This window comes from Tritonibacter scottomollicae (assembly GCF_032924845.1).
Lineage (GTDB): Bacteria > Pseudomonadota > Alphaproteobacteria > Rhodobacterales > Rhodobacteraceae > Epibacterium > Epibacterium scottomollicae.
Genome location: NZ_CP136704.1, coordinates 1,728,811 through 1,752,174, shown reverse-complemented (window position 1 = coordinate 1,752,174; position 23,364 = coordinate 1,728,811). Strand labels below are relative to the sequence as shown.

Annotated in this window: 24 protein-coding genes; 12 read left to right on the top strand and 12 right to left on the bottom strand. The window is 62.0% G+C overall.

The features are described 5' to 3' along the window. Positions 1–107 precede the first annotated feature (107 nt). From R1T40_RS08990 to R1T40_RS08980, 3 genes are all read left to right on the top strand, one after another. Positions 108–761, top strand: a complete 654-nt coding sequence (locus tag R1T40_RS08990) for a protein-L-isoaspartate O-methyltransferase family protein (RefSeq protein WP_317386672.1) — start codon at positions 108–110, stop codon at positions 759–761. 143 nt (positions 762–904) lie between these two features. Continuing rightward, entirely contained in the window at positions 905–2,326 is a 1,422-nt protein-coding gene (locus R1T40_RS08985) for a TolC family outer membrane protein (protein ID WP_317386671.1), read from the top strand. 76 nt (positions 2,327–2,402) lie between these two features. Continuing rightward, positions 2,403–3,662: a prolipoprotein diacylglyceryl transferase gene (locus R1T40_RS08980; RefSeq protein ID WP_317386670.1), complete on the top strand. Its 1,260-nt coding sequence runs from the start codon at positions 2,403–2,405 to the stop codon at positions 3,660–3,662. 72 nt (positions 3,663–3,734) lie between these two features. On the opposite strand, the gene R1T40_RS08975 is transcribed toward R1T40_RS08980, so the two are convergent. Both R1T40_RS08975 and R1T40_RS08970 read right to left on the bottom strand, forming a co-directional pair. Further along, positions 3,735–5,201: a cobyric acid synthase gene (locus R1T40_RS08975; protein ID WP_317386669.1), complete on the bottom strand. Its 1,467-nt coding sequence runs from the start codon at positions 5,199–5,201 to the stop codon at positions 3,735–3,737. Between the two features lie 313 nt (positions 5,202–5,514). Beyond that, a complete protein-coding gene (locus R1T40_RS08970) occupies positions 5,515–5,832 on the bottom strand; it encodes a DUF6280 family protein (protein WP_106162943.1) in 318 nt (105 codons plus the stop codon). A gap of 226 nt (positions 5,833–6,058) precedes the next feature. Between R1T40_RS08970 and efp the strand changes: the two genes are divergently transcribed. Then, positions 6,059–6,622, top strand: a complete 564-nt coding sequence (gene efp, locus R1T40_RS08965; protein WP_106162942.1) for an elongation factor P — start codon at positions 6,059–6,061, stop codon at positions 6,620–6,622. 171 nt (positions 6,623–6,793) lie between these two features. Here efp and R1T40_RS08960 read toward each other — a convergent pair whose 3' ends face one another. From R1T40_RS08960 to R1T40_RS08950, 3 genes are all read right to left on the bottom strand, one after another. Then, positions 6,794–7,354, bottom strand: coding sequence for a hypothetical protein (locus R1T40_RS08960; RefSeq protein WP_317386668.1), 561 nt, complete (start codon positions 7,352–7,354; stop codon positions 6,794–6,796). A 113-nt stretch (positions 7,355–7,467) separates the two neighbouring features. Continuing rightward, positions 7,468–8,214 carry a CAF17-like 4Fe-4S cluster assembly/insertion protein YgfZ gene (ygfZ, locus tag R1T40_RS08955; RefSeq protein ID WP_317386667.1) on the bottom strand — a complete coding sequence of 249 codons (747 nt, stop codon included), beginning with the start codon at positions 8,212–8,214 and terminating at the stop codon, positions 7,468–7,470. A gap of 102 nt (positions 8,215–8,316) precedes the next feature. Continuing rightward, positions 8,317–10,176 carry an ABC transporter ATP-binding protein gene (locus tag R1T40_RS08950; protein WP_317386666.1) on the bottom strand — a complete coding sequence of 620 codons (1,860 nt, stop codon included), beginning with the start codon at positions 10,174–10,176 and terminating at the stop codon, positions 8,317–8,319. Between the two features lie 231 nt (positions 10,177–10,407). Between R1T40_RS08950 and R1T40_RS08945 the strand changes: the two genes are divergently transcribed. Beyond that, positions 10,408–11,625 (top strand): pyridoxal-phosphate-dependent aminotransferase family protein, encoded by a 1,218-nt coding sequence (locus tag R1T40_RS08945; RefSeq protein WP_317386665.1) that lies wholly within the window; start codon positions 10,408–10,410, stop codon positions 11,623–11,625. A 347-nt stretch (positions 11,626–11,972) separates the two neighbouring features. Here R1T40_RS08945 and R1T40_RS08940 read toward each other — a convergent pair whose 3' ends face one another. Together R1T40_RS08940 and R1T40_RS08935 are read right to left on the bottom strand one after the other, a co-directional pair. Further along, on the bottom strand, positions 11,973–12,185 hold the full coding sequence (locus R1T40_RS08940) for a hypothetical protein (protein ID WP_106162937.1): 213 nt from the start codon (positions 12,183–12,185) through the stop codon (positions 11,973–11,975). An 86-nt stretch (positions 12,186–12,271) separates the two neighbouring features. Then, the gene (locus R1T40_RS08935) at positions 12,272–13,390 is read right to left on the bottom strand and encodes a pyridoxal phosphate-dependent aminotransferase (protein WP_317386664.1); all 1,119 of its coding nucleotides are present in this window, start codon (positions 13,388–13,390) and stop codon (positions 12,272–12,274) included. 137 nt (positions 13,391–13,527) lie between these two features. Here R1T40_RS08935 and R1T40_RS08930 point away from each other — a divergent pair, with 137 nt between their 5' ends. Together R1T40_RS08930 and R1T40_RS08925 are read left to right on the top strand one after the other, a co-directional pair. After that, positions 13,528–14,325 carry a crotonase/enoyl-CoA hydratase family protein gene (locus R1T40_RS08930; RefSeq protein WP_317386663.1) on the top strand — a complete coding sequence of 266 codons (798 nt, stop codon included), beginning with the start codon at positions 13,528–13,530 and terminating at the stop codon, positions 14,323–14,325. Between the two features lie 74 nt (positions 14,326–14,399). Then, positions 14,400–15,125 (top strand): sterol desaturase family protein, encoded by a 726-nt coding sequence (locus R1T40_RS08925; protein ID WP_207796898.1) that lies wholly within the window; start codon positions 14,400–14,402, stop codon positions 15,123–15,125. Positions 15,126–15,227: 102 nt separating this feature from the next. Here R1T40_RS08925 and R1T40_RS08920 read toward each other — a convergent pair whose 3' ends face one another. The 5 genes from R1T40_RS08920 to secG all read right to left on the bottom strand — a co-directional run bounded on the left by R1T40_RS08920 (position 15,228) and on the right by secG (position 19,771). Continuing rightward, a complete protein-coding gene (locus tag R1T40_RS08920; protein WP_317386662.1) occupies positions 15,228–16,130 on the bottom strand; it encodes a fructose bisphosphate aldolase in 903 nt (300 codons plus the stop codon). A gap of 394 nt (positions 16,131–16,524) precedes the next feature. Further along, entirely contained in the window at positions 16,525–16,944 is a 420-nt protein-coding gene (locus tag R1T40_RS08915; RefSeq protein ID WP_317386661.1) for a hypothetical protein, read from the bottom strand. Positions 16,945–17,038: 94 nt separating this feature from the next. After that, positions 17,039–17,410, bottom strand: a complete 372-nt coding sequence (locus R1T40_RS08910) for a VOC family protein (protein WP_317386660.1) — start codon at positions 17,408–17,410, stop codon at positions 17,039–17,041. Between the two features lie 128 nt (positions 17,411–17,538). Further along, on the bottom strand, positions 17,539–19,182 hold the full coding sequence (locus tag R1T40_RS08905; protein WP_106162932.1) for a CTP synthase: 1,644 nt from the start codon (positions 19,180–19,182) through the stop codon (positions 17,539–17,541). 223 nt (positions 19,183–19,405) lie between these two features. Further along, entirely contained in the window at positions 19,406–19,771 is a 366-nt protein-coding gene (gene secG / locus R1T40_RS08900; RefSeq protein ID WP_106162931.1) for a preprotein translocase subunit SecG, read from the bottom strand. Between the two features lie 153 nt (positions 19,772–19,924). Between secG and nthA the strand changes: the two genes are divergently transcribed. The 5 genes from nthA (at position 19,925) to R1T40_RS08875 (ending at position 23,297) form a co-directional block, all read left to right on the top strand. Next, positions 19,925–20,575, top strand: coding sequence for a nitrile hydratase subunit alpha (nthA, locus tag R1T40_RS08895; RefSeq protein WP_317386659.1), 651 nt, complete (start codon positions 19,925–19,927; stop codon positions 20,573–20,575). Next, positions 20,572–21,282, top strand: a complete 711-nt coding sequence (gene nthB / locus R1T40_RS08890; protein ID WP_317386658.1) for a nitrile hydratase subunit beta — start codon at positions 20,572–20,574, stop codon at positions 21,280–21,282. The genes nthA and nthB overlap by 4 nt, the downstream gene beginning before the upstream one ends. A 2-nt stretch (positions 21,283–21,284) precedes the next feature. Then, positions 21,285–21,617: a nitrile hydratase accessory protein gene (locus R1T40_RS08885; RefSeq protein WP_317386965.1), complete on the top strand. Its 333-nt coding sequence runs from the start codon at positions 21,285–21,287 to the stop codon at positions 21,615–21,617. 121 nt (positions 21,618–21,738) lie between these two features. Then, positions 21,739–23,052 carry an adenylosuccinate synthase gene (locus tag R1T40_RS08880; protein ID WP_317386657.1) on the top strand — a complete coding sequence of 438 codons (1,314 nt, stop codon included), beginning with the start codon at positions 21,739–21,741 and terminating at the stop codon, positions 23,050–23,052. Next, positions 23,052–23,297 carry a DUF2842 domain-containing protein gene (locus R1T40_RS08875; RefSeq protein ID WP_106162927.1) on the top strand — a complete coding sequence of 82 codons (246 nt, stop codon included), beginning with the start codon at positions 23,052–23,054 and terminating at the stop codon, positions 23,295–23,297. Before R1T40_RS08880 ends, R1T40_RS08875 begins: the two co-directional genes overlap by 1 nt. Positions 23,298–23,364: the final 67 nt, after the last annotated feature.

The following is a 23,364-nucleotide window of genomic DNA, read 5'->3' as shown; positions in this document are numbered from 1 at the left end:
GGCAACAGCCGCGACCGTTCCCGTCGCATTGCACAAAAGGGGCCGTTGCCGCGCTCGCCGCGATGTGTCAGTACTCATGCAAATGCCTGAACATACGAGTTTAGCAGATGACTGATTTCGCCGACCGCCGCCGCATGATGGTAGATACTCAGATCCGCCCGGCGGATGTGACCAAATACCCGATCATTGAGGCCTTGCTTGCCATCCCGCGCGAGAATTTTGCCCCCGACGCCCAGGCCGAGGTCGCTTATGCCGACCAGAGCATTCCGCTGGGCGAGGGCCGCGTCATTCCCGAGCCTCGGACATTGGCCAAGATGCTCGATGCGCTTGATGTGCGCGAAGATGAGCTGGTGCTCGATGTGGGTTGCGGGCTCGGGTACTCGACTGCGGTCGTGGCGCGACTGGCGCAAATGGTGATCGGTGTCGAAGAAGATGAGGCACTTGCGTCGGAAGCGCAGGACCTGTTGAGCGACAGCAACGCCGACAATGCCATCGTTCACCAGGGCGCGTTGGTCGACGGGGCTGGCGAACATGGCCCTTATGACGTGATGATCATCGAGGGCGGCGTCGAGGATATTCCTGCCGGATTGTTGGCGCAGGTCAAGGATGGCGGGCGCATTGCGGCTCTGTTCATGTCGGGGGCGCTTGGCGAGGTGAAGATCGGCTACAAGAGCGGCGATCAGATCTCGTGGCGGTTCGAATTCAATGCCGGTGCGCCGGTGTTGCCTGGCTTTGGCAAGACGGCAGAATTTGCGCTCTGACAAGTTTTGTCTGTTGTGCTATGATCTTTTTGTGCGGATCGAGGGTGCAGGCCCTTTTCAATTTAGTGTGACATTCACATATGTTGAGCGCAATCAGACCGTAAACGGGTTTGAACGAACCCCAACAAAACCGAGGCGACAGCATGCAACGATTTGTAAACACAAAGAGGATCAGGGCTTTTGCTGCTATAGGCGTCCTGGCGACCGCTGCGGTCAGCGCACCGCAGGTCCGGGCCGACAATGTGACCGACGCGATGATCGGCGCCTATACCAGCAGTGGCCTGCTCGAACAGAACCGCGCCTTGCTGCGCGTCGCTGACGAAGGGGTCGCGGCCACCGTCGCGCGACTGCGGCCAGTGATCAGCACAGCACTGTCGATTTCCCGTGACTATAACCGCACCGGACTTGGGTCGCTGGGCGCAAGCTCCGACCATCGGACCGGCGCTGCGCTGAGCCTGAGCATGAACTGGCTGCTGTTCGACAACGGCGCCTCACGTCTTGATACCGCCGCCGCGCAAGAGACGGTTCTGGCCACACGCCAGACGCTATTGGATGTCGAGCAGCAAGTGCTCTTCTCGGCGGTGCAGGCCTATGTGAACGTCTTGACCCAGCAAGACATCGTGTCCCTGCGCAGCAACAACCTGCGTCTCCTGCAGGAAGAACTGCGGGCGGCCAATGACCGGTTCGAAGTGGGTGAGGTGACGCGGACGGACGTGGCCCTGGCGGAGAGCCAGGTGGCCGAGGCCCGCGCCAATCTGACCGATGCCAGGGGTGATCTGCTGACGGCCCGTGCCACCTACGAGGAGGTCGTGGGCCGGGCTCCCGGAACGGTCACATCCTACCCGCCACTGCCGCGCCGCGCGTCCAGCCTGCAGACTGCGCAAGCGCTTGCGCTGCGCAGCCACCCAAGCCTGCGTGCCCAGCAGCATGCGGTCAAGGCGGCGCAGCTGACCGCTGACAGCTCCCTGCGGGACATGGGGCCGACCGTGAACCTGTCCGCATCCGCCTCCCATGGCGAAGTGCGCGGCAACGACACGCGGACCGACAACTTTGATATCGGTGTGTCGCTGAACCAGACAATTTATGCGGGCGGGTCCCTTGCGGCCGCGCGTCGTGCAGATCTGGCACGTCTGGATGCGGAGCGGGGGGCGTTGATCTCCACCCAGCGCAGCATTTCCAGCAACACCGCCAGCGCCTACACGGCGTTTGAGACGGCTGCTGCAAGTCTTGTGTCCTCGAACGAACGGGTGCGGGCCGCGCAGGTGGCCTTCAACGGTGTCCGCGAAGAGGCAACGCTGGGGTCGCGCACCACGCTTGATGTGCTGCAGGCCGAGCAAGAGCTGCTGGATGCGCAGACCGCGCGTTTGTCGGCCCGTGCAACGCAGGCGCTGGCCGCGTACGACCTGCTGCAGTCTCAGGGCCTGTTGACGGCGGAGAACCTGAGCCTTGCGGTGGAACGCTATGACCCTGAGATCTACTACAATCAGGTTCGGTCCGCGCCGGCATTCGTGACCAAGCGCGGTCAGGATCTGGACCGGGTGCTCAAGGCTCTGGGAAAGAACTGATCGTCTGACGTTGCTGTTGTGTGATGGGCGCAAGCTGGCTAGACTTGCCCCTAAGAGGTGATCTTGGCTCATAAAAATGTCTGAACCCGTTACGCACTCCGAAATCGAGGATGTATTGTCCTCCATCCGCCGTCTGGTCAGTGAGACCAATGGTCATGGGGACAGTGCATCGCCGACACGCAACGAAGGCAGGCCTGCAACCCGCCTGGTGCTGACACCTGCGCTGCGGGTTCCGGCCTCTGACCTGTCGGAGGATATACCGCAGGAAAGCCAGAGCGCGTCGACCTCTGAAAATGGGCGCGAGGGGCAACCCCAGCAAGATCACTATGCACGCGAGAAGGCGCCGGTTGTGGCGTCGTTCAAGCCCGATGCGACTGCGGCGGCGGAGGATTCATCCGCCCGCGCAGAGTTGGTGCGCCAGATTGCGAAGGTAAACCTGTCCACGCGGCGCGATCCTGTCACAGAGCAATCCCGTAATGAGGCTACACGCATATTGGCCTCAGCGGCAAAACCATTGCCGCAGGGTGATGCGGAGCTGTCGCCCTGCGAAGGGTCATCCGGGGCGGACAGGGATGAAGAAATTGCCGAAGCGCCTTTCGTCGCGGTGGAGGACACTGAAGAGATCGGAGCGGCGGATCCGATCCAGCTGAGACGGTCGACCAGCCCGTCTGAGGCAGAGCTACCTGAGCGGGAGCCCTCTGTGGAGGCCGGGGGTGATGCACCCTGGCGCGACCCGGCGGCGAAACTGTTTGATAGCCTGGCCGATGCAGAAACAGGCACAGAGACCGGCGCAGAAACAAATTCCGAGGCGCAGGTGACGGATGCGGTTCAGGACCCAGTTCAGGATCCAGCACCCAAGGCGCAGGACACGCCGCGCGAGCAGAGCGCCCGTGTCGCTGCCGTCGTGCGTCGTATCGCGGAACTGGAAACCGCCGGACGGAACACAGATGAGGCGGCTGCCGACCGTAATGGCACTGCTGTGCCCGACCTGAACGAAGACGATATCGAGGCGGTGCCGCACAGTGGCCCCTCGGTCGAGACCATTCAATGGGAAGATCACCAGCAGGACGACGTCGCAGCCGACAGTTTTGTCTCCGCGCGGGAGCCTGCAGAGGATGAGATCGGTGCAGTGGCACGCGGCGCCACGGAAGAGGTCGCCATGGAGGCCTTGTCTTCTGCCGAGGATTTCCTTGACGAGGACTCGCTGCGCGCATTGGTGTCCGACATCGTACGAGAGGAGCTTCAGGGCCCCCTTGGCGAGCGCATCACCCGCAATGTGCGCAAGCTGGTGCGCCGCGAAATCCAGCGTGCACTCGCATCTCAAGAGCTGCTCTGACCTGTGAATGAACGCACTTGGACGTCGTGCCACGCACGGCGCCAGTCGCGGCAGGCCTGACGTTTCAGTGCGTCAGCGCGTCAGGCCGGGAATGGGGTCTGCCAATTCCAGCAGGAGATCCACGTTCATATATTCTTCGAGGTGCGCGGCCAGCGCATCCAGGGTATCTTCCACCCCGGCATCGTATCCGATGGATGAGCTATGACCGAGAGAACTCAGGAAGTGGGATCGAAACGCGTCCAATGTGAACAGACCATGCAGATAGGACCCGCGCACGTGGCCATCTGTTGAGGCCGCACCTTCGTCGCGACCCTGCACTGTCAGCCAGGCGCGCGCGCAGTCAGGGCCCGTTGTTCGGCCCATGTGGATCTCATAGCCGGAGACGGGCAGGGCGCCGTCGCGTGTCTGCGCGTCGCTCAGGGTGACGCGCTTGTCGCCGGCCATCACGGTATGCACATCCAGAAGCCCCAGCCCCTCCACCGTGCCCGGGGAGCCATCGAGGCCCTCCGGGTCATCGATGGTCTTGCCGAGCATCTGGTAGCCACCGCAAAGGCCGAGCACATGTCCGCCGCGCCGGTGGTGGGCGAGGATGTCGATATCCCAGCCTTGCGCGCGCAGATAGGCGAGATCGCCGATGGTGGATTTGGAGCCGGGGATCAGCACCAGATCGGCGTCCCCCGGAAGCGCCCGTCCGGGCGGGACGATTTCGATGGTGACATCCGGCTCGGCGGCCAATGGGTCCAGATCGTCGAAATTGGCCATCCGCTCCAGCTGAGGCACCACGATCTTGCAGCCTCCGCCCGCGTGGGAGGCGATATCCATCATGTCCTCGGCGGGTAGCTTCCAGGCGTCCCAGAACCACGGCACCACGCCGAGGGAGGGCCAGTCGGTCCAGCGGGAAATATCGTCGCGACCGCCGTCAAACAGGCTAAGGTCACCACGAAAGCGATTGACCGCAAAGCCCTTTATGCGGGCACGGTCGTCCGCATCGAGCACCGTATGAGTGCCGACAATCTGCGCGATCACGCCACCACGATGGATGTCGCCCACCAGTACCACCGGCACCCCTGCGGCCTCTGCAAAGCCCATATTGGCGATATCGCCCTTGCGCAGATTGGTTTCTGCCGGTGAGCCGGCGCCCTCGATGAGGACAATATCATGCTGGGCGGCAAGGCGATGAAAGCTCTCCAGCGCGGCCTCCAGCAAGCCTGTCTTGTCGCGCATGAAAGACCCCGCCGCACGGGTGCCACGCCGTTTGCCCTGCACGATCACCTGCGCGCCAGTGTCGGTTTCCGGCTTCAACAGCACCGGGTTCATATCGGTATGCGGGGGCAGCCCCGCGGCACGGGCTTGCAAGGCCTGCGCCCGGCCAATCTCACCTCCGTCAGAGGTGACGGCGGCATTGTTGGACATGTTCTGCGACTTGAATGGCGCAACCGACAGGCCCCGGCGACGCAACGCCCGTGCCAGACCTGCGACAAGCATCGACTTGCCCACATTGCTGCCGGTGCCCTGTATCATGATTGCCTTGGTGCCCATCGGGAGTTCTCGCTTGCCAGATCTACTGGTGACAGTTGCACCGTCGCGGGCTGCTAGGTCAATCACGCAAGCGACGGATCAGGGATCGCGAGGGGCGTCAAACGGCCGGAGCACGCTGTTCGCGTGATGCGCCACGTGTGTTTCGGCGAGGTTGCGTCGTGGCGCCCTTGGGCCACGTGATTGCGGTCCAAAATCGCCTGAGAGCCTACGGCCTGCACGGCTCAGCAATGCGCTAAACGTATCGCCCAAAAGAAAAACGCGCCCCCCAGGACGCGCTTTTCTCAAATCAGCTTGGCAGCTTATTTATGTGCGATCAGGCCGCTTCGGCCTGCGCAGCATTCCGGCGTTCACTTTCTTCGCGCGACAGCGCGACAGAGGTCCGAACACCGCGACCAACGAAGTCCATCAGGCCTTCGACCACACGCTCGTTGGGGTCGATACCTGCGCAGGTCAACACTTCACGCCCATCGCGCGAACGTGCCCAGCGGGCGATCTGCTCGGGTCCGTTGCCGTATTTCTTGTCGTCGGCAATGGCATCATCCAGGGCAGCCAGCACAACAGCGGCAAAAAGCTTGCGCGCCCGGTTGCCCTGTTCGTTATTGAATGCGGTGCCGTCAACGAAATCTCGCATCTCGTTTCCTTTGTTGTTCTTGCTATTGCATTTTCGGCGTGTCGCTTCTTATGGCGGAATTGTGACGATTCGGGTACCCCAAAGATGCATATCATTTATGCACCTTGTGCATGCCTATTTCGCGGTCTTTCGACCATGACACACGATATATCGTCATCTTGTCAGCCTTTCCTCACCCGGATATAGGAGGGGCAAAGCTGTCATCAACCACCTGAAAGAGTTTTCCATGCCCAAGATCAACGGCAACGAGATCCGCCCCGGCAACGTTCTGGAGCATAACGACGGTCTGTGGGCCGCGGTCAAGGTCGACCATGTGAAGCCCGGCAAGGGGGGGGCCTTTGCCCAGGTCGAGATGCGCAACCTGCGTAACGGCTCCAAGTTGAACGAGCGGTTCCGGTCTGCGGACAAGGTCGAACGCGTACGTCTGGAGCAGAAGGATCAGCAGTTTCTTTACGAGACCGACGGCATGCTGGTGTTCATGGATACCGAAACATACGAGCAGATCGAATTGCCGGCCGAGCTGCTGGGCGAACGTCGCCCGTTCCTGCAGGATGGCATGACCATCGTGGTGGAGTTCTATGACGCCGAGGCGCTGAATGCGACCGTACCGCAAAAAGTGACCTGCCAGATCGTCGAGACAGAGCCGGTCGTCAAAGGTCAGACCGCGGCGAATTCCTTCAAGCCGGCGATCCTGGACAATGGTGTGAAGGTCATGGTGCCGCCCTTCGTCGGCCAGGATGAGATGATCATCGTCAACACCGAGACCATGGAATATTCGGAACGGGCCTGATCCGCGCCACAAGATGACCAAAGCCCCGGGCCAGCGCATGGTTCCGGGGCTTCTTTGTGTCAGGCGTCTGGGTCGATTGCGCCGCGCAGCGGCGCGCGGCCCAACGGGAGATGTCGCATGTCCCATGCGATAGCGACGGGCGGGAGCGCCCCGGTCGCCATCTGACATGCTCTAGCGTGGAATCTCGATCGAGTGACCGCAGCTGTCCATCATTTTGCCATAGGCTGCGGTGAAGCCGTTCATCGAGGCAACATAGACCTGATTGCTCGCTCGATAGGCATCCAGGGCGCGCACTTCCATCTGCGAGGCGGCCTTCATCCACAGCAGCATGTTCTTCACATCCTGCCAGCGCGGACTGGCAGCCGCCCAGGCGATCCCCTCTTCGTCGATGCCGCCCTCGGCAACGCCAAAGAATGTGCCCTGTTGATCAAAGACAAATGCCACCCCCTGTGCGTTGCCCACCTGCGTGCGATAGCCGCGCGGCGCGCTGGTGGAATATGTCGGGGTTGGATAGCCATGTGGCGGGCCTGCATCGCCATCGCTGAACTCCAACCAAAGCGTCGGCATTCCATCGCCACCGGTGCTGGCGCGGCAATATCGACGCACGTTTTGGCCTGCGGTTTCGTCAGTAATGTTGACCCGCCAGTCGCCATATTCCCAATAATGGTCTGCCGCTGCTGGCACGGCCAGAACCGTTAGCCCGACCGCACCCATCAGATGTCGAAAATTCATAAATTTGTTCCCTTTGCGCCTCCCAAACGGAGGCGGTCGGCGACACCTTAGAGCGCAAATTTTAAATATTCCACAACTGAGATGGGCAGGGCTGTGCTCCGGGGGAGGGCGGTTTAGGAGGTCGCGCCCGATGGCCAGCGCAGCTCGGCCTCTTCGGCTTGCAGCGCACCCTTTGCGCGGTCATAGCGCAGATAGGCGATCGCCTTGCCCTCAGCCTGCGTGAAGACCTGCCCAACCGGTTTGCCGTCGGCGGTGATCTTTGCGCCCACCGGGGCGCTGCCCTCGATCTCGACCTGTTGCAGACCTTTGCGCAGTTCTGTCTTGTGCTTCATGCGGGCAGTGACTTCCTGCCCGACATAGCAGCCTTTGCGGAAATCGACGCCATTCAGCCGCTCGAACCCGACTTCGAGAATGAAACTGTCCGGGGACAACTCAATCCCGGTTTCGGGGATCACATGCGCCACGCGGATCGCATCCCAGTTGCTGCCGTCATCTCCTGCCTCTTCTCCATAGAGCCGCCAGCCGAGATCGGGATGACGGGGATCGGCAAAGGCGCCCTCGGGGGGCTCTCCAGTGCCCCGGCGCAGCTTCAGCGTGCTGTCCTCAAGGGTGACATCAGCGCGCAGCTTGTACATCTTCAGGCGTTTGCTCAGCCCATCCGCGAGCTCTTCTGCCACGTCCAGCAGCACGGCATCGCCATCGGGAACCAGAAAGAAATCCGCCAGGTACTTTCCCTGCGGGGTGAGCATCGCGGCATAGACCATCCCCTGATCCAGCTTGCCGACGTCATTGGTGACCAGCCCCTGCAGGAAATCGCGGGTTTCTGAGCCGGATAGGCGGAGGATGCGGCGGTCTGCCATGCTGGGTCTCCCTCTCTTGGGTTTGGGCGTTGGCCAAGATGTGACGCGGCCAGAGCCAAAGTTCAAGCGGTCGTCCAAACTGGGAGAGGGCCAGCGTATTGTTCAGCCGAACAGACGGCGGGCAAACCGACGCAACAGACCAGCTTGTTCACCATCGTTGCGGTTCTCGTTGCGTGTGAGTTGCGCATTGACCCCATCGGTATCGATCACCGTTTTGCCATCCTGAAACTGCAGCCGGTAAAGGTCGGCGTAGATCCCGCCGCGCTCCAACAGCTCCTCGTGACGGCCTTCGTCCATCACCCGGCCGCGTTCCATCACCACGATCTTGTCAGCGGCACGGATGGTCGAGAGCCGGTGTGCGATTACGATCGTCGTGCGTCCGCCAGAGAGTTTCTCCAACGCCTGCTGCACCACCTTTTCCGATTGTGCATCAAGCGCCGAGGTCGCCTCGTCCAGCAGCAGCAACGGTGTGTCGCGCAACAGGGCACGGGCAATCACCACCCGTTGGCGTTGACCGCCAGACAGGGCAGAGCCGCGCGGCCCCACCCGTGTCTCAAGCCCGTCTGGCATCTTGTGCAGAAAGTCCGACACATGGGCCGCGTCCAGAACTTCGGTCAGGCGCTCGTCGCTGACATCGGTCCGCCCCAGCAGAATGTTTTCCTTGAGGGTCTCGTCGAACAGCAATGCATCCTGCGTCACCACGGAGAAGAGGTTGCGCAGGTCGCCGAGATCGAGATCCCGGACCTCCGTGCCATTCAGCGTCACGGAGCCTTCCTGCGGGTCCACAAGACGTGTCAGGATGTTGAAAATGGTGGATTTACCCGCCCCGGAGGCGCCCACCAATGCGGTGGTCTTGCCGGCTTCGGCGACCAGTGACAGATCGCGCAGAATATGTGCCTCGCCGTAGAACAGGTTCACGTTGTCCAAGCGGATTTCCGGCAGGCCGGTCGGGGCTGGCTTCGGATCTGTCGGCGAGACCAGTGTAATCGGCGCATCGATCAGCTCCTTGATGCGCTCCATGGCGGCGGCGGCAGCCTGCCAGACCCCCATGATCGAGGCGAGACGCCGCATCGGGTCAAAGGCGAGACCGATCGCGGTGAAGAAGCTCATGAATTCGCCAACGGTTTTGTCCCCGTTGATGATCTCGCGACCACCAAACAGAATCACGCACATCACACCCAGTCCGGCCATCAGGTCCACCAGACCAGAGGTCGACGAAGCACCAAGTGCCGCCTTGATCTGAGCGCGCACAAACGCTGTTGTCGCGGTGCGGTAGCGCCCGGTTTGATAGCTCTCAAGCCGGTTCAGCTTGATCGGGACGATGCCGTGAAACACTTCGTCGAGACGCGTGGCCTGCACCGCGCCAAGATCGCGCGCCAGGCTGGCCTTCTTGCGCACGTAGCGCTGCACGATGGAAAGCGGCAGCACCAGAAGGGGCACCCCGATCAGCATGATGGCGGTCCAGCGCCAGTCTACGCTGATCGCCACGCCAAGCACCGCGACGAGCTGCGCCACGTCGCGTCCGGACCCTGTGATGATCGCCTGCCAGACCTGGTTGATGGCAGAGACGTCGGATTGAACGCGCTGGATCAGAAAGCCGGGCGGGTGATGCTGGTGAAAGCTGGCGTCCTGATGGATCAGCCGATCCAGCATATCGGTCCGCATATGCGCTTCGGAGCGCTGGTTGATGGTGGCCAATATGACCTTCTGCGTGACCGAGCTGATCCCGCGGAGCAGAAAAATGCCAAAAAAGGCAATGCTGACCCAGATCAGCGCATCCGAACTGCCGTCGACAAACACCAGGTCAAACATCGGCTGCATCATGTAGCTGAGCCCACCGACGGAGGCCCCTTCGAGCAGCATGAAGAAGATGGCGATCGACAACAATCCCATATGATGCCGTAGGTAGCCGCGCCAGAGCCAGCGCAACAACTCGCGCGAGGACATGTATTGCGTGCTCATTGTGCTCTTCCCATGCGTAGAAACGTGTCGATGCGCCGCGTTTCTTGCGACAAGTCCCGACATTTAAGCAGCTTAGCTGCAGCGTGCAAGCCATCTGCAACGACCGGGTCGGCGCCTGCTTGGCAATTGACCTCAGCCGGGGCTGCGCTAGGCTACTTGAGATTTTCAAATACGCTCCGGTCGATTTTGCGATCAGACCCTGACTTGGAGCACCCAGCAGGACATTCGAACATGCGCGATTCTGTGAAACTCTCGTCCGGGCGATCATATCTGGCGATCCCGGGGCCGTCGATCATGCCCGATGAGGTGCTGCAAGCCATGCACCGGGCCTCGCCGAATATCTACGCGGGCGAGCTGGTGGATATGACCAACACATTGCCCCCCGACCTGCGCAAGGTCGCGCGCACCGAGCACCATGTCGCCATTTATATCGCCAATGGCCATGGGGCCTGGGAGGCGGCCTTGTCGAATACTCTGAAGGAGGGTGACAAGGTGCTGGTGCCGGCGTCGGGGCGGTTTGCCTATGGCTGGAGCGAGATGGCCGAGGCGCTGGGGCTCAACATCGAGGTGATGGATTTTGGTCTGCAGGCCCCGTTTGATCTGGCGCGGGTCGCGGATCGTCTGGCCTCAGACCGGGGGCATGAAATCAAGGCTGTGCTGGGCGTCCATACGGATACGTCCACATCAATTCGAAATGATATCAGCGGGTTGCGTGGCGCAATAGATCACTCAAACCATCCGGCGTTGTTGATGGCCGACTGCATTGCTTCGCTGGGGTGTGATCGGTTTGAAATGGATGCCTGGGGCGTTGATGTGATGGTCACCGGAAGCCAGAAGGGGCTGATGGTGCCTGCGGGGATGTCGTTTGTGTTCTTCAACGACAAGGCCGCCGAGGCCCGTGCTGCGCTGCCGCGCGTCAGCCGGTACTGGGATTGGACCCCGCGCGCCAACCCGGAGTATTTCTATCAGTTCTTTGGCGGCACCGCACCAACACATCACCTTTATGGGCTGCGCGCGGCGCTGGACATCCTCCACGCCGAGGGGATTGAGCAGGTCTGGACCCGTCACGAAATGCTGGCCCGGGCCATTTGGGCGGCGTGTGAATGCTGGAGCGAGGGTGGTGCGCTGGCGATGAATGTCACGGATCCCGCGCTGCGCTCTCACGCCGTGACGGCGTTGCGGTTGCCATCGCCACGGGCGACGGATCTGCGGATGTGGCTGGAAGAGAACCTTGGCCTGACCCTGGGTATCGGGCTGGGTATGGCGCCGCCTGACAGTTCGGAATGGCACGGATTTTTCCGCCTTGGCCATATGGGGCATGTGAATGGTCACATGATTATGGGGCTACTGGGAGGGATCGAAACAGGGCTGAAGGCGCTGGATATCCCTCACGGCACGGGCGCGCTCGACGCCGCAACACGGGTCCTGTCCGGCAACCATTCGGGCTGACGGCGCGATCCCTCTCATTGTCAGAGAACATGCCAGCGAAAGGCGGGGGCGGGCGTTCCACCCGTGACCGCCTTTTCAACCGCGAGTGATATCTCCTCGGTCAGGCAGATTGCCGTCGCGGGATCCGGTTTCAAAACGGCGTGCACATTTGCGGTGAAAGAAGAAGAGTCTGAGCGCAGTGGCGTAAAGCCGGATTCTGGTCCGCAATGGCCATAGAGCGCACTTAGAATGTAGACACATGGATCGCGGCCCGCATCTCGCGGGCAGATCAATTCCGCTCCGCAGGCGCCTGCCAGAGACGACGCGTCGACGGCTGGCATCCCCACAGGCGGATCTTGCGAGCTGCCTTAGGCGCGTCGCTCCGACTTCTGGTGAGCCCACAGCATGCGAACCTCCAGTCGGTTGATCATGTGGTTCATCACGACGGCCAGCAGAAGCACCGGCGCAAGCCCGTAAAGCAACCACAGCACGATGAAGATCCACAGCAGGTTCACGGTCAGAAAGCTGAGCGTGGCGGACAGCAAGTCCGTCGAGGCAGGCGGTACATCATGGCGTCTCATATTACCCCTCCAGACAGGCAATGCCCGTTCAGACTAAAGCCAAAGAGGTAAATCCCGAGTAAAGCCGCTGGCGCGCGTGCTCCGGTTTATCGGTCTGCTTGTGATCGGGCCTCCGCCAAGGCCTCTGGCAGGGCCGCTGCGAAGGCCGCCCGCTCGGCCTCCGGGCCGCAACTGACACGGATGCATCGGTTCTGAGGTTCGGCAAAGGGCATCCGCACGAACATGCCCCGGCTGACCAAAGCGTCCAGCACCGCCTTGGCGAACGCACCGTCCTGGCCACAGTCGATGGCGACAAAATTGGTGGCCGAAGGCAGCGGCGTCAGGCCATGCTCGATGGCGATCCGGGAAATCTCGTCCCGTGCGGTGGCAATCTCTGCCTGCACATGAGCCAGCCAGTCCTGATCCTTGATTGCCTCCGTCGCGCCGATCTGCGCGCAGCGGTTCATGCCGAAGTGGTTTCGCACCTTGTGAAAGGCGGAAATCACCTCAACCGCGCCCAAGGCGTAGCCCACGCGGGCGCCAGCCATACCATAGGCCTTGGACAGCGTGCGCATGCGGATGACGCGGGGATCATTTACATCAACCGGCGCTGCCGTGCCGTCGGGGGCGCACTCCACATAGGCCTCGTCCAGCAGCAACAGACTGCCTTCGGGCAGGTCGTCCAGCGCTGCCACGATATCTGCGCCGCGATGCCAGCTGCCCATCGGGTTGTCGGGGTTGGCGAGGTAGACGATCTTTGCGCCCACCTCATGCGCCTTTGCCATCAAGGCTGCGATATCCTCGTGATCATCGCGATAGGGAACCGTGTGCAGCACGCCGCCAAAGCCCGCCACATGGTAGTTGAAGGTCGGATAGGCCCCAAGCGAGGTCACAACCGCATCACCGGCGCCCACATATAGCCGCACCAGATTGCCCAGCAGCCCGTCGATGCCCTCGCCAACCATGATGTGATCGGGTGCAATCCCGTGCAGCGCGGACAGCGCCTGCCGCAGCTCGTAGCTTTCCGCGTCGCCGTATTTCCAGATCTCACCCGCTGCGGCCTGCATCGCCGAAACCGCTTTGGGGGAGGGGCCAAAGAGGTTCTCATTCGCGCCGAGCCGCGCAACGAAGGGCGCGCCACGCTGGCGTTCATGGGTTTCCGGTCCCACAAACGGGACGGAGGCGGGCAGGGACTGGGCGAGCGGGGTTTGGCGCAAATCTGTCATGGGCCAAGACCTAGCCGGGCGGGCGCAGCTGGGCAAGTGTGCATGATGCGCCAACCATGCCCCGGCGTCAGGCTGGAAAGCGCGCCCGATGCGCTGCAAGCTGACGACAAGAGAGATTGCCAGAGGGAGGAGCCATCATGGCAGAGGACAACGCCCGCGTTTCAGTCGAGATCCGCGACCATGTCGCCCATGTCACGCTGACCCGCGCCGACAAGATGAACGCCGTCGACAAGGACATGCTCGCCGCCGTGATCGCCGCCGCCCATGAGGTCGCCGCGTCAGACGCGCGCGCGGTGGTGCTGTCGGGGGCGGGCAAGAGCTTTTGCGCCGGGTTGGACGTGATGAGCTTTGCCGCCATGGGACAGATGAAAGATAGCGCCTGGATCATGGACCGCACCGAGGGTGAGGCGAATGATTTTCAGGCGGTGGCAATGCTGTGGCGCGCACTGGAGATCCCGGTGATTGCCGCCCTGCACGGGGCCACCTTCGGGGCCGGTCTGCAGATCGCGCTGGGGGCGGATATCCGGATCGCGGCACCGGAGGCCAAACTGGCGGTGATGGAGATGAAATGGGGCCTGATCCCCGACATGGGCGGCATGGCGCTGCTGCCGCAGCTGGTGCGCTCGGATGTGTTGCGGCTGCTGACCTATACCGCCACGCCGGTGGAGGCGACGCAGGCCGAACGTTGGGGCTTGGTGACCGAGATCGCGGAGGATCCGCTGGCCCGTGCCCAGGCGCTGGCCACTGAGATCGCGGGCAAGGGTCCTAATGCCATCCGTGCTGGAAAACGTCTGGTTGCCTATGCCGAGAGCGGTGCCAGCAGTGCCGAGGTGCTCTTGCGCGAAAGCGAAGAGCAGGCGGCGCTGATCGGCAAGCCGGAACAGATGGAAGTGGTCATGGCCAATATGCAGAAACGCGCGCCGGTCTTTAAGTAGGCCATAAGTAGGCCATTCAAAACGGGAGCCCGATGGGCGGCCCAACAGACAGGTCCAATCGGGGAGGAGCGGACATGATGCGGTTGAAACTCTTGCTGTCGCACCCATCGGTGCCGGTGATGCTGGGCGCGGTGGGGCTGGGTCTGGCGATCCTTTTGATGCAGGGGGCGACCTGGCAGTGGGGCTTTGTCGTGCTGGGAGTAGGCCTGCAGATGCTCAATGAATACGGGCTGCATCGCTATATCTTTCACCTGAAGCCGCCGCGTCGCCAATGGGCCTTTGATCTGCTCTATCAGGCACATTACGGCCACCATGACTTCCCTACCAATCACCAGCTGTTCTTCGCGCCGATCTGGGTGGCGCTGCCTATGCTGGCGGTGAATTTTGCGGTGATCTACGGGCTGTTGTGGATGGTGGTGCCGCTGCATGCACTGTCTCTGGCGGCGGCGATCGTGCTTGTCGGGGGCGTGGCAACCTTCCTTGGTTACGAGTGGTTCCACATGACCGCACATTTGAACGTGAGCAAAACGCGGGTGGAGCGCCATGTGACCCAGCTGCACAACCAGCATCACTTTCGCGACTTTTCCAAATGGTTTCATGTGTCACCCGGCGGTGAGGTTATCGACCGCGCCATGGGCACTGCCATCGACCGCGAGGCGCTGAAGCGCCAGCAGCGCATCGAGTTCATCCGCACGCTGGGCATGAGCCCCGATGACCCGCGTCTGGTAGCGGCACGCCTGCGGTTTGCGCAGCGCTACGACCTCAGCACAGAGGACATCGCCCGCGCCGCCCGCGGCTGATGTCCTCTGGTCGTCTTTTGACCCGATCCAAAACAGACGGGCCGCAACTGGTGTTGCGGCCCGTTTCAATTCAAATGGAATGTGCCCCCGTAGGAGCCAAGATCAGATCGAGGCCTTATAGATCTTGTCGATATTCGCCCCCAGCGCGGAATTGTAGTCGGCATCCGACATGCCAGCGTTCAGCCCCTCGGTCAGCGCGCGGCTAAAGGAGGCGATCATCTTGCCGTTCTTGGACAGCCGTTCGCAGGCGTCATCGGTGGAATAGCCGCCCGACAGGGCCACCACGCGCACCACGGCGGCATGATCGGCCAGGCTGTCATACAGACCGGCCTCATTGGGGATGGTCAGCTTCAGCGCCACCTTGGTGCCGGAGGGCAGGGCGTCCAGCTGTGCGGCGATCTCCGCCTTCAGCAGCGCCTCGGCCTCGGATTTGCTGGCGGAGTGGATGTCGACTTCTGGTTCGATGATCGGCACCAGACCCGCCTTGGCAATCTGCAGGCCAACCTCGAACTGCTGCGCGACCACGGATTTGATGCCAGCCGCATTGGCGTCTTTGACCACCGAGCGCATCTTGGTTCCGAAGATTCCGGCAGCCTTGGCACGCGTGAGCAGCGCATCGAGATCGGGCATCGGCTTCATCAGCTGTACGCCGTCGGCCTCATCCGCAAGACCCTTGTCCACTTTCAGGAAGGGCACCACGCCACATTTTTCCCACAGGTAGGTCGGCACCGGCGTACCATCGATGGCATTGTCCATGGTCTTTTCAAACAGGATCGCGCCGAGGATCTTTTTGCTGTTGAAATCCGGGGCGGTGATGATGCGGGCGCGCATCTTCTGGATTTCGGCGAACATTTCCTCATCATTGGAATAGGCATCTTCCATCACCCCGTAGAGCGCCAGCGCCTTGGGGGTGGAGCCACCGGACTGATCCAGCGCGGCGATGAAGCCCTCGCCGGTTGCGATGCGGTCAAACTGTTGCTCATGGGTTGCGGTGTCTGTCGCCATGACGCGCGGCCTCCTTGGGAAATGCACGGGTGTTGTGTCGCTCCTTCTATACCGCCGCCGATGAGAGAAACAACAAGCGCTTTCTGGTGGTTGCGCTAACCTAGGCCGTGACCCAGCGAAAAAACGCCCCCATGGGGAGCATGTGCGGTCATGTCGTGCATCTCAAGAATGATGAGGGCGATTATGACTGGCGCGGCCTGACGGCCGCACCGCTGGCCGGAGGTGTTGGCGATGTCAAAGCCTGTGAGCCTGCACGAACTGCTCAGACACCTCAGTCCGATGCACGAACCCGACCGCATTGCCGAAAGAGCCGGTGAGACCGGCGCCGCATCGTCGCAGTCCTGCAGCGGGGCGCTCCGGCGATTCCAGTTGGGCAGGAAGCTGGCATGGCTGCCTAGGCGGCGGCTGCCGAGCCGATGAAATGGCGCAATGCCAGTTGGGGCGCGCGCTTTTCGCGGGTGCGTCCAGCCAGGCGTACGGTGTCGAACAGCACCGTCAGGGTCATGTCGCTGAACGACAGGCTCCAGTAGCGGGCATCCATTGCGGCCCAGCGTGCGGCCTTCTCGCTGCCGCAGATCTCGGTGATATTCCAGGCGGATACTGGATAGGGGGAATCGGACAGCTCATCGACATTCATCGGGTCGACACGGAAATCCAGCACATCATCGAATTCCAGAATGGCCAGCCCACCGCCGGCGATCGGCGCGACCTCGTAACACAAGAGCAGCTTGTCCCCGTCGAAAAAGACGGCCGGGACCTCTTCGGTTCCGATCACCGGGAACTCTTCCCGGGGCTCCTTGCCTGTTTCTGGCATTTGCTTGTCTCCAGCGGCCATTCTCGGCCTCGCTTTGATCGCATCGTCAACTCGGGACGATAGGCGATTCAAGCTTCCAAATTGCTAACAAAGATCAATTGTTTGCAGAGCTTCCGGCGCGACTGGAGACGGAGACCGAGTTGCCACTGGGGTCCTTGCAATTGGAAAACTGGTAGCCATCAGCATCGTGTATAGTCCCAAAGGCAAACCCGGCATCAGCAGCGTCGGCGCAGAATGCGAAGACATCTGCGACGTCAAAGACCAGTTTCACGCAGGCCTGCCCCTGTTTCTGGCTGCGGGCGGCCGGGTGCAGCAGGATTGGTATGCCCGCGGTGGACGGGCGAAGCTCGACGATGCGGTCCCCCGGAGCATCCTGTCGGGTGTAGCCGAACAGCACGGTGTAGAACGCGACCATCTCGTCGATGTGCTTCGTGTAGAGAATGATGCGGCCCAGTCCAGCTTGCATAGCTCGCTCCTTCTAGCTTGGGCGAGAGTGTTGCACCCCTCAACTCTCGTGCCAAGAGAACAAAAAAAGGGCACCCCGCGTCGGGATGCCCTCCTAAAATCATGCTGCTATGGCAGGCGCTCCTGACCTCAGACCAGACGCGACGTTTCCTTGGCCGCGCGGACGAAGTCCTTGAACAGCGGATGTGGATTGAACGGCTTGGACTTCAGCTCCGGGTGGAACTGCACGCCAATGAACCACGGGTGGTCGGTCCATTCCACGATCTCCGGCAGGCGGCCATCGGGGCTCATGCCGGTGAATTTCAATCCGCAGGCCTCAAGCTTGTCACGGTACTTGATGTCGACCTCATAGCGGTGACGGTGGCGTTCCTCGATGGTGGTGCTTTCGTAGACCTCTGCCACCCGAGAGCCCTCGGCCAGAGATGCATCATAAGAGCCCAGGCGCATGGTACCGCCCTTGTCGTCATCGGCGCTGCGGCTGACCCGGTGGTTGCCCTGTACCCATTCCTTTAGGTGGTAAACCACGGGTTCAAAACGCTTTTTACCCGCCTCATGGTCAAACTCTTCCGAACCTGCTTCCTCGATTCCGGCCACATTGCGGGCGGCTTCAATCACCGCCATTTGCATGCCGAGGCAGATGCCGAGGTAGGGCACCTTGTGCTCGCGGGCATATTGCGCAGCTTTGATCTTACCTTCGGTGCCGCGCTCGCCAAAGCCGCCGGGAACGAGGATCGCGTGGAAACCTTGCAGGTAGGGTGTCGCGTCTTCCGTGTCGAACAGCTCTGCGTCGACCCATTCGATACGCACCTTCACCCGGTTCGCCATACCGCCATGGGTCAGCGCCTCGGCGATGGATTTATAGGCGTCCTCAAGCTGGGTGTATTTGCCGACGATGGCGACTTTGACCTCACCCTCGGGGTTGTAGATGCGGTCGGCCACGTCTTCCCATGTGTCCAGCGTCGGGCGCGGGGCAGGGGCGATGCCAAAGGCGTCCAGAACCGCCTGATCGAGACCTTCGCGGTGATAGGCCAGCGGCGCCTCGTAGATGGATTTCAGATCCTGCGCCGCGATCACGCTGTCGGCGCGCACGTTGCAGAACAAGGCCAGCTTTTCGCGTTCCTTCACGGGGATCGGACCCTCGGAACGGCAGACCAGAATATCGGGGGCCAGACCGATGGAACGCAGCTCCTTCACGGAGTGCTGGGTCGGTTTGGTTTTCAGCTCGCCAGAGGCCTTGATGTAGGGCAGCAGCGTCAGGTGCATGAAGATACACTGACCGCGCGGCTTATCCTGGCTGAACTGGCGAATGGCCTCAAAGAAGGGCAGCCCTTCGATGTCGCCTACGGTGCCGCCAATCTCGCAGAGCATGAAATCGACCTCATCCTCACCAATGGAGATGAAGTCCTTGATCTCGTTGGTGACGTGCGGAATCACCTGAATGGTCTTGCCGAGGTAGTCGCCGCGGCGCTCCTTCTCCAGCACGTTGGTGTAGATCCGGCCCGAGGAGATCGAGTCGGTATTGCGCGCAGGCACGCCCGTGAAACGCTCGTAGTGGCCTAGGTCGAGGTCGGTTTCCGCACCGTCATCCGTCACGAAGACTTCGCCGTGTTCAAACGGGCTCATGGTGCCCGGATCGACGTTCAGATACGGATCGAGTTTACGCAGGCGTACCGAGTAGCCCCGCGCTTGCAGCAGCGCGCCAAGAGCGGCGGATGCCAGCCCTTTGCCCAGTGATGAAACAACACCGCCAGTAATAAAGATGAAACGCGCCATGTTTTCGGCTGCCCCCGTGAGATCGTGTCAGGTCCAAATCGGTTCAGTCGCGACCCGGGAACCCCCGGATCTCTAGCTGCCCGGCGGTTGTTCAAAACGTGAATTTTCACGCCGGAAAAACCGCAGCATCACGGGACTTAACAACTATCAGATTCGCACAGCATGCGCAAGGGAACCGCAAGATGCTGTTACGGTTCCCGAAAGTTTGTCTAGGTTTTGTAGGTTAGTCGGCGCTGGGTACCAGCGGCGCGTTTTCGTCCTGGCTCGGCGGCAGCAGGTCGCTGCCCAAGGGAGAAGCGGGCGCGGAGGGTGCGCCATTTTCCGCCGGTGTGCCGAGGCCGTCGGTGATCGAGGAACGGCTGGATTTCTGTGCTGCCAACACCGTGAGGGTGATGGAGGTCGCGATGAACGCGATGGCCAGAACCCATGTGATCTTGCTCAATGCGGTTGCTGCGGCACGTCCGCTCATGGCGCCGCCGCCACCGCCGCCACCCATGCCAAGTCCTCCGCCTTCGGAGCGTTGCAGAAGAACAACGGCAATGAGGCCGAGCGCCAGAAGAAGATGGATGATGAGAACGACGTTTTCCATAGGTTCCTGCGGCTGTTGGCTGAGTATCGAGCGGTTCATAGGGAAGATTGCCGGTCGGGGCAAGGGCCGAGTTACGGCGTGCCCGCCCCTGTGGCCTGTCATTCCGTGTCGAACATCTGGACAGGGCGCATTTGCAAGGGCAAGGTCCAGATCATGCCGCATGACATAGATGACCCGCACAGCCAGCCGCATTCCCATTTGCCCTCTGATCCGGTGCTCCGGGTGCGGGCGCTGGAGACGATTCTAACTCGTAAGGGGCTGATCGATCCGGCTGCCTTGGATGAAATCATCGACACTTACGAAAACCATATCGGCCCGCAAAATGGCGCCCGCGTGGTCGCCCGGGCTTGGGCAGAGCCAGAGTTTCGCGAGGCGCTGCTGGCAGATGCAGATACGGTTCTGGCAAAGCTCGACCTCAATGGGCGGCAGGGCGAACATGTAGTGGTGGTGGAAAATACGCCCGCGCGCCACAACATGGTCGTCTGCACCCTGTGCAGCTGTTATCCGTGGCCGCTGCTGGGCATTCCGCCGGGGTGGTACAAGTCTGACGCTTATCGCGCCCGCGCCGTGAGGGAGCCGCGCAAGGTGCTTGCGGAATTTGGCGTGACCCTGCCTGCCGAGGTGGCCGTGCGTGTCTGGGACTCCACCGCCGAGGTCCGCTATCTGGTGCTGCCGATGCGTCCGGCAGGAACCGAGGGCTGGAGCGTCGAGGCGTTGGAGCGGCTGGTCAGCCGTGATTCGATGATCGGCACCGGCCTTGCCCTCCAGCCAGACGATGCCGCAGCCCGGGGGGCGCAGCGGTGAGCCGTCTTCATGACATGGGGGGGCGTTACGGTGACGGCCAGATTGAACCCGAAGCGGAGGACGCGCCGGTCTTCTCCGAGGAGTGGCACGCCCGCGCGCTTGCAGTGACGCTGGCGTGTGGCTCGCTCGGCCAGTGGAACATCGATATCTCGCGCCATGCGCGCGAGCGGCTCAGCCCGGTGGATTACACCCGTTTCAGTTACTACGAGAAATGGATGGCAGCCTTGGCCAATCTGCTGGTGGAGCAGGGGGTGCTGAGCCGTGAGGATCTGCTTGACGCGCCGGGTATCGTATCGGAGGGCGCGTCGGAGGGCGAACCTCCTGCCAAGGCGCATCCACTCAGCCCACGCCGACTGGCAGCTCAAAAGGTCGCAGGTATGTTGGCAGCGGGTGGTCCCGCGGATCGCGCCAGCGCGGTGGAGGTGCGATTCCAGCCCGGAGATCGCGTGCGGACCCGGCGCAGCGCCAATACGCTGGTGGATGGCGGTCACACCCGGCTGCCGACCTATGCCAGTGCCGCGCAGGGGGTGATCCTGCGCCAACATGGCAGTCACGTGCTGCCGGACTGCAATGCCCACAGTCTGGGCGAGGCGCCGGAGCCACTTTATGCGGTGGTGTTCGAGGCTGGCGCGCTGTGGACACATGCCGAGCATCCCGGCGACGAGGTGGTGCTGGATCTGTGGCAAAGCTATCTGGAGCCCGTGTGACCATGCCGCAATGTGACACTCTCCCCACGCCGGTGTTTGAGGCGCCTTGGCATGCGCAGGCCTTTGCTCTGGCCGTGCATTTGAATGAAAGTGGGCTGTTCACCTGGCCCGAATGGGTCACGCAGTTCTCTGCGGCACTTCAGGAGGCCGGGCTGGCGCGTGAGCTGAACGGTGGGGACGATTACTTTGAGATCTGGCTGGCGACCATCGAAGCCATGATGACCGCCAAAGGACATGTGACGGCCACCGAGGTCGAGCATGTGAAGCAGGGCTGGGAACGTGCCTACCTCGCAACCCCGCATGGCCAGCCGGTGCATTTGCCAGAGGGCGTCTGACAGCAGTATTGAGTGCCGTGATTGCGGTGAAGTCGCGTCGGATAGAAGTTTCCGGTTTCATCGCCCGCACCGGCTCGCTATACGGGGCGTCGGTTTCAACCCAGCATGCAAAGGACCTGAGATGGCCAATGTCGTGGTAGTCGGCGCCCAATGGGGCGATGAAGGTAAAGGCAAGATCGTTGACTGGCTCAGCGAACGCGCCGATGTGATCGCGCGCTTTCAGGGCGGCCACAATGCCGGCCACACGCTGGTCATCGATAGCAAGGTGTACAAGCTGCACGCGCTGCCCTCGGGTGTGGTGCGCGGCGGCAAGCTCTCGGTCATCGGCAATGGGGTTGTGCTTGACCCCTGGCACCTGATGAAGGAGATCGCCACGGTGCGCGCGCAAGGCGTGGAGATCACGCCAGACACGCTGATGATCGCGGAAAACACGCCGCTGATCATGCCGTTCCACGGTGAGCTGGACCGCGCCCGTGAAGAAGCCGCCTCCAAGGGCACTAAGATCGGCACCACAGGGCGTGGCATCGGCCCCGCCTATGAGGACAAGGTCGGCCGCCGTGCCATTCGCGTCGCTGATCTCGCCGATCACGCAACACTTGAGGCCCGCGTGGACCGCGCGCTGCAGCACCATGACCCGCTGCGCAAGGGTCTGGGTGTGGAAGCGATCGACCGCGATGCTCTGGTGGCATTGCTGAAGGAGATCGCGGGCGAGATCCTGCCTTTTGCGGCCCCGGTCTGGAAGGTGATGAACGAGAAGCGCAAGGCCGGCAAACGCATCCTGTTCGAAGGCGCTCAGGGCGCGCTGCTGGACATTGATTTCGGCACCTATCCCTTTGTCACCTCGTCGAATGTGATCGCAGGCCAAGCCGCCACCGGCGTCGGCATCGGCCCCAATTCGATCGATTATGTGCTGGGCATCGTGAAGGCCTATACCACCCGCGTCGGCGAAGGGCCGTTCCCGACCGAGCTGCTGGACGCCGAGGGCAAGCCCGACGCAGATGGCGACCGGCTCGGCACCCGTGGCCATGAGTTCGGCACCACCACCGGCCGTCAGCGCCGCTGCGGCTGGTTCGATGCGTGCCTCGTGCGCCAGACCTGCGCCACCTCCGGCATCAACGGTATTTCCTTGACCAAGCTCGATGTTCTTGACGGGTTTGAGACGCTGAAGATCTGCACCGGCTATGACCTGGACGGCGAACGGCTGGACTACCTGCCCACTGCCGCCGACCAGCAGGCGCGCTGCAAGCCGATCTACGAAGAGCTGGAAGGCTGGAGCGAATCCACCGAGGGCGCGCGCTCCTGGGCGGACCTGCCGGCCAATGCGATCAAATACGTGCGCCGCGTCGAGGAGCTGATCCAATGCCCCGTCGCCCTTCTGTCCACCAGCCCGGAGCGGGACGACACCATTCTGGTGACCGATCCCTTCGCCGACTGATGGCGCGCGAGGGTCTGAGCTATCGCGCCCGCCGGATCTGGGCGCTGGTGATCCTCCTGGTGGGGATGCCGGTTTATATCGTATTGGCGGTGACGGTCCTGAACCTTCTGGATCGTCCGCCGCTCTGGCTCGAACTTCTGGTCTATGTCGCGCTGGGCGTGGCCTGGGTGCTGCCCTTCAAGTTCGTGTTCAAGGGTGTGGGCAAGGAAGACCCGGATGCGCTGCACGACGAACACCCGAAGTAGCTCACATAACGGTCGGGGACCAAAGGGCGGGGGAGGCTCCCGCCTGGTCTCAGTGTCCCTGGCGGAA

Bases quoted from the DNA above. Each gene is read 5' to 3' on its own strand.
- R1T40_RS08990 (WP_317386672.1), top strand. From the start codon at position 108: ATGACTGATTTCGCCGACCGCCGCCGCATGATGGTAGATACTCAGATC.
- R1T40_RS08985 (WP_317386671.1), top strand. From the start codon at position 905: ATGCAACGATTTGTAAACACAAAGAGGATCAGGGCTTTTGCTGCTATA.
- R1T40_RS08980 (WP_317386670.1), top strand. From the start codon at position 2,403: ATGTCTGAACCCGTTACGCACTCCGAAATCGAGGATGTATTGTCCTCC.
- R1T40_RS08975 (WP_317386669.1), bottom strand. From the start codon at position 5,201: ATGGGCACCAAGGCAATCATGATACAGGGCACCGGCAGCAATGTGGGC.
- R1T40_RS08970 (WP_106162943.1), bottom strand. From the start codon at position 5,832: ATGCGAGATTTCGTTGACGGCACCGCATTCAATAACGAACAGGGCAAC.
- efp (WP_106162942.1), top strand. From the start codon at position 6,059: ATGCCCAAGATCAACGGCAACGAGATCCGCCCCGGCAACGTTCTGGAG.
- R1T40_RS08960 (WP_317386668.1), bottom strand. From the start codon at position 7,354: ATGAATTTTCGACATCTGATGGGTGCGGTCGGGCTAACGGTTCTGGCC.
- ygfZ (WP_317386667.1), bottom strand. From the start codon at position 8,214: ATGGCAGACCGCCGCATCCTCCGCCTATCCGGCTCAGAAACCCGCGAT.
- R1T40_RS08950 (WP_317386666.1), bottom strand. From the start codon at position 10,176: ATGAGCACGCAATACATGTCCTCGCGCGAGTTGTTGCGCTGGCTCTGG.
- R1T40_RS08945 (WP_317386665.1), top strand. From the start codon at position 10,408: ATGCGCGATTCTGTGAAACTCTCGTCCGGGCGATCATATCTGGCGATC.
- R1T40_RS08940 (WP_106162937.1), bottom strand. From the start codon at position 12,185: ATGAGACGCCATGATGTACCGCCTGCCTCGACGGACTTGCTGTCCGCC.
- R1T40_RS08935 (WP_317386664.1), bottom strand. From the start codon at position 13,390: ATGACAGATTTGCGCCAAACCCCGCTCGCCCAGTCCCTGCCCGCCTCC.
- R1T40_RS08930 (WP_317386663.1), top strand. From the start codon at position 13,528: ATGGCAGAGGACAACGCCCGCGTTTCAGTCGAGATCCGCGACCATGTC.
- R1T40_RS08925 (WP_207796898.1), top strand. From the start codon at position 14,400: ATGATGCGGTTGAAACTCTTGCTGTCGCACCCATCGGTGCCGGTGATG.
- R1T40_RS08920 (WP_317386662.1), bottom strand. From the start codon at position 16,130: ATGGCGACAGACACCGCAACCCATGAGCAACAGTTTGACCGCATCGCA.
- R1T40_RS08915 (WP_317386661.1), bottom strand. From the start codon at position 16,944: ATGCCAGAAACAGGCAAGGAGCCCCGGGAAGAGTTCCCGGTGATCGGA.
- R1T40_RS08910 (WP_317386660.1), bottom strand. From the start codon at position 17,410: ATGCAAGCTGGACTGGGCCGCATCATTCTCTACACGAAGCACATCGAC.
- R1T40_RS08905 (WP_106162932.1), bottom strand. From the start codon at position 19,182: ATGGCGCGTTTCATCTTTATTACTGGCGGTGTTGTTTCATCACTGGGC.
- secG (WP_106162931.1), bottom strand. From the start codon at position 19,771: ATGGAAAACGTCGTTCTCATCATCCATCTTCTTCTGGCGCTCGGCCTC.
- nthA (WP_317386659.1), top strand. From the start codon at position 19,925: ATGCCGCATGACATAGATGACCCGCACAGCCAGCCGCATTCCCATTTG.
- R1T40_RS08885 (WP_317386965.1), top strand. From the start codon at position 21,285: ATGCCGCAATGTGACACTCTCCCCACGCCGGTGTTTGAGGCGCCTTGG.
- R1T40_RS08880 (WP_317386657.1), top strand. From the start codon at position 21,739: ATGGCCAATGTCGTGGTAGTCGGCGCCCAATGGGGCGATGAAGGTAAA.
- R1T40_RS08875 (WP_106162927.1), top strand. From the start codon at position 23,052: ATGGCGCGCGAGGGTCTGAGCTATCGCGCCCGCCGGATCTGGGCGCTG.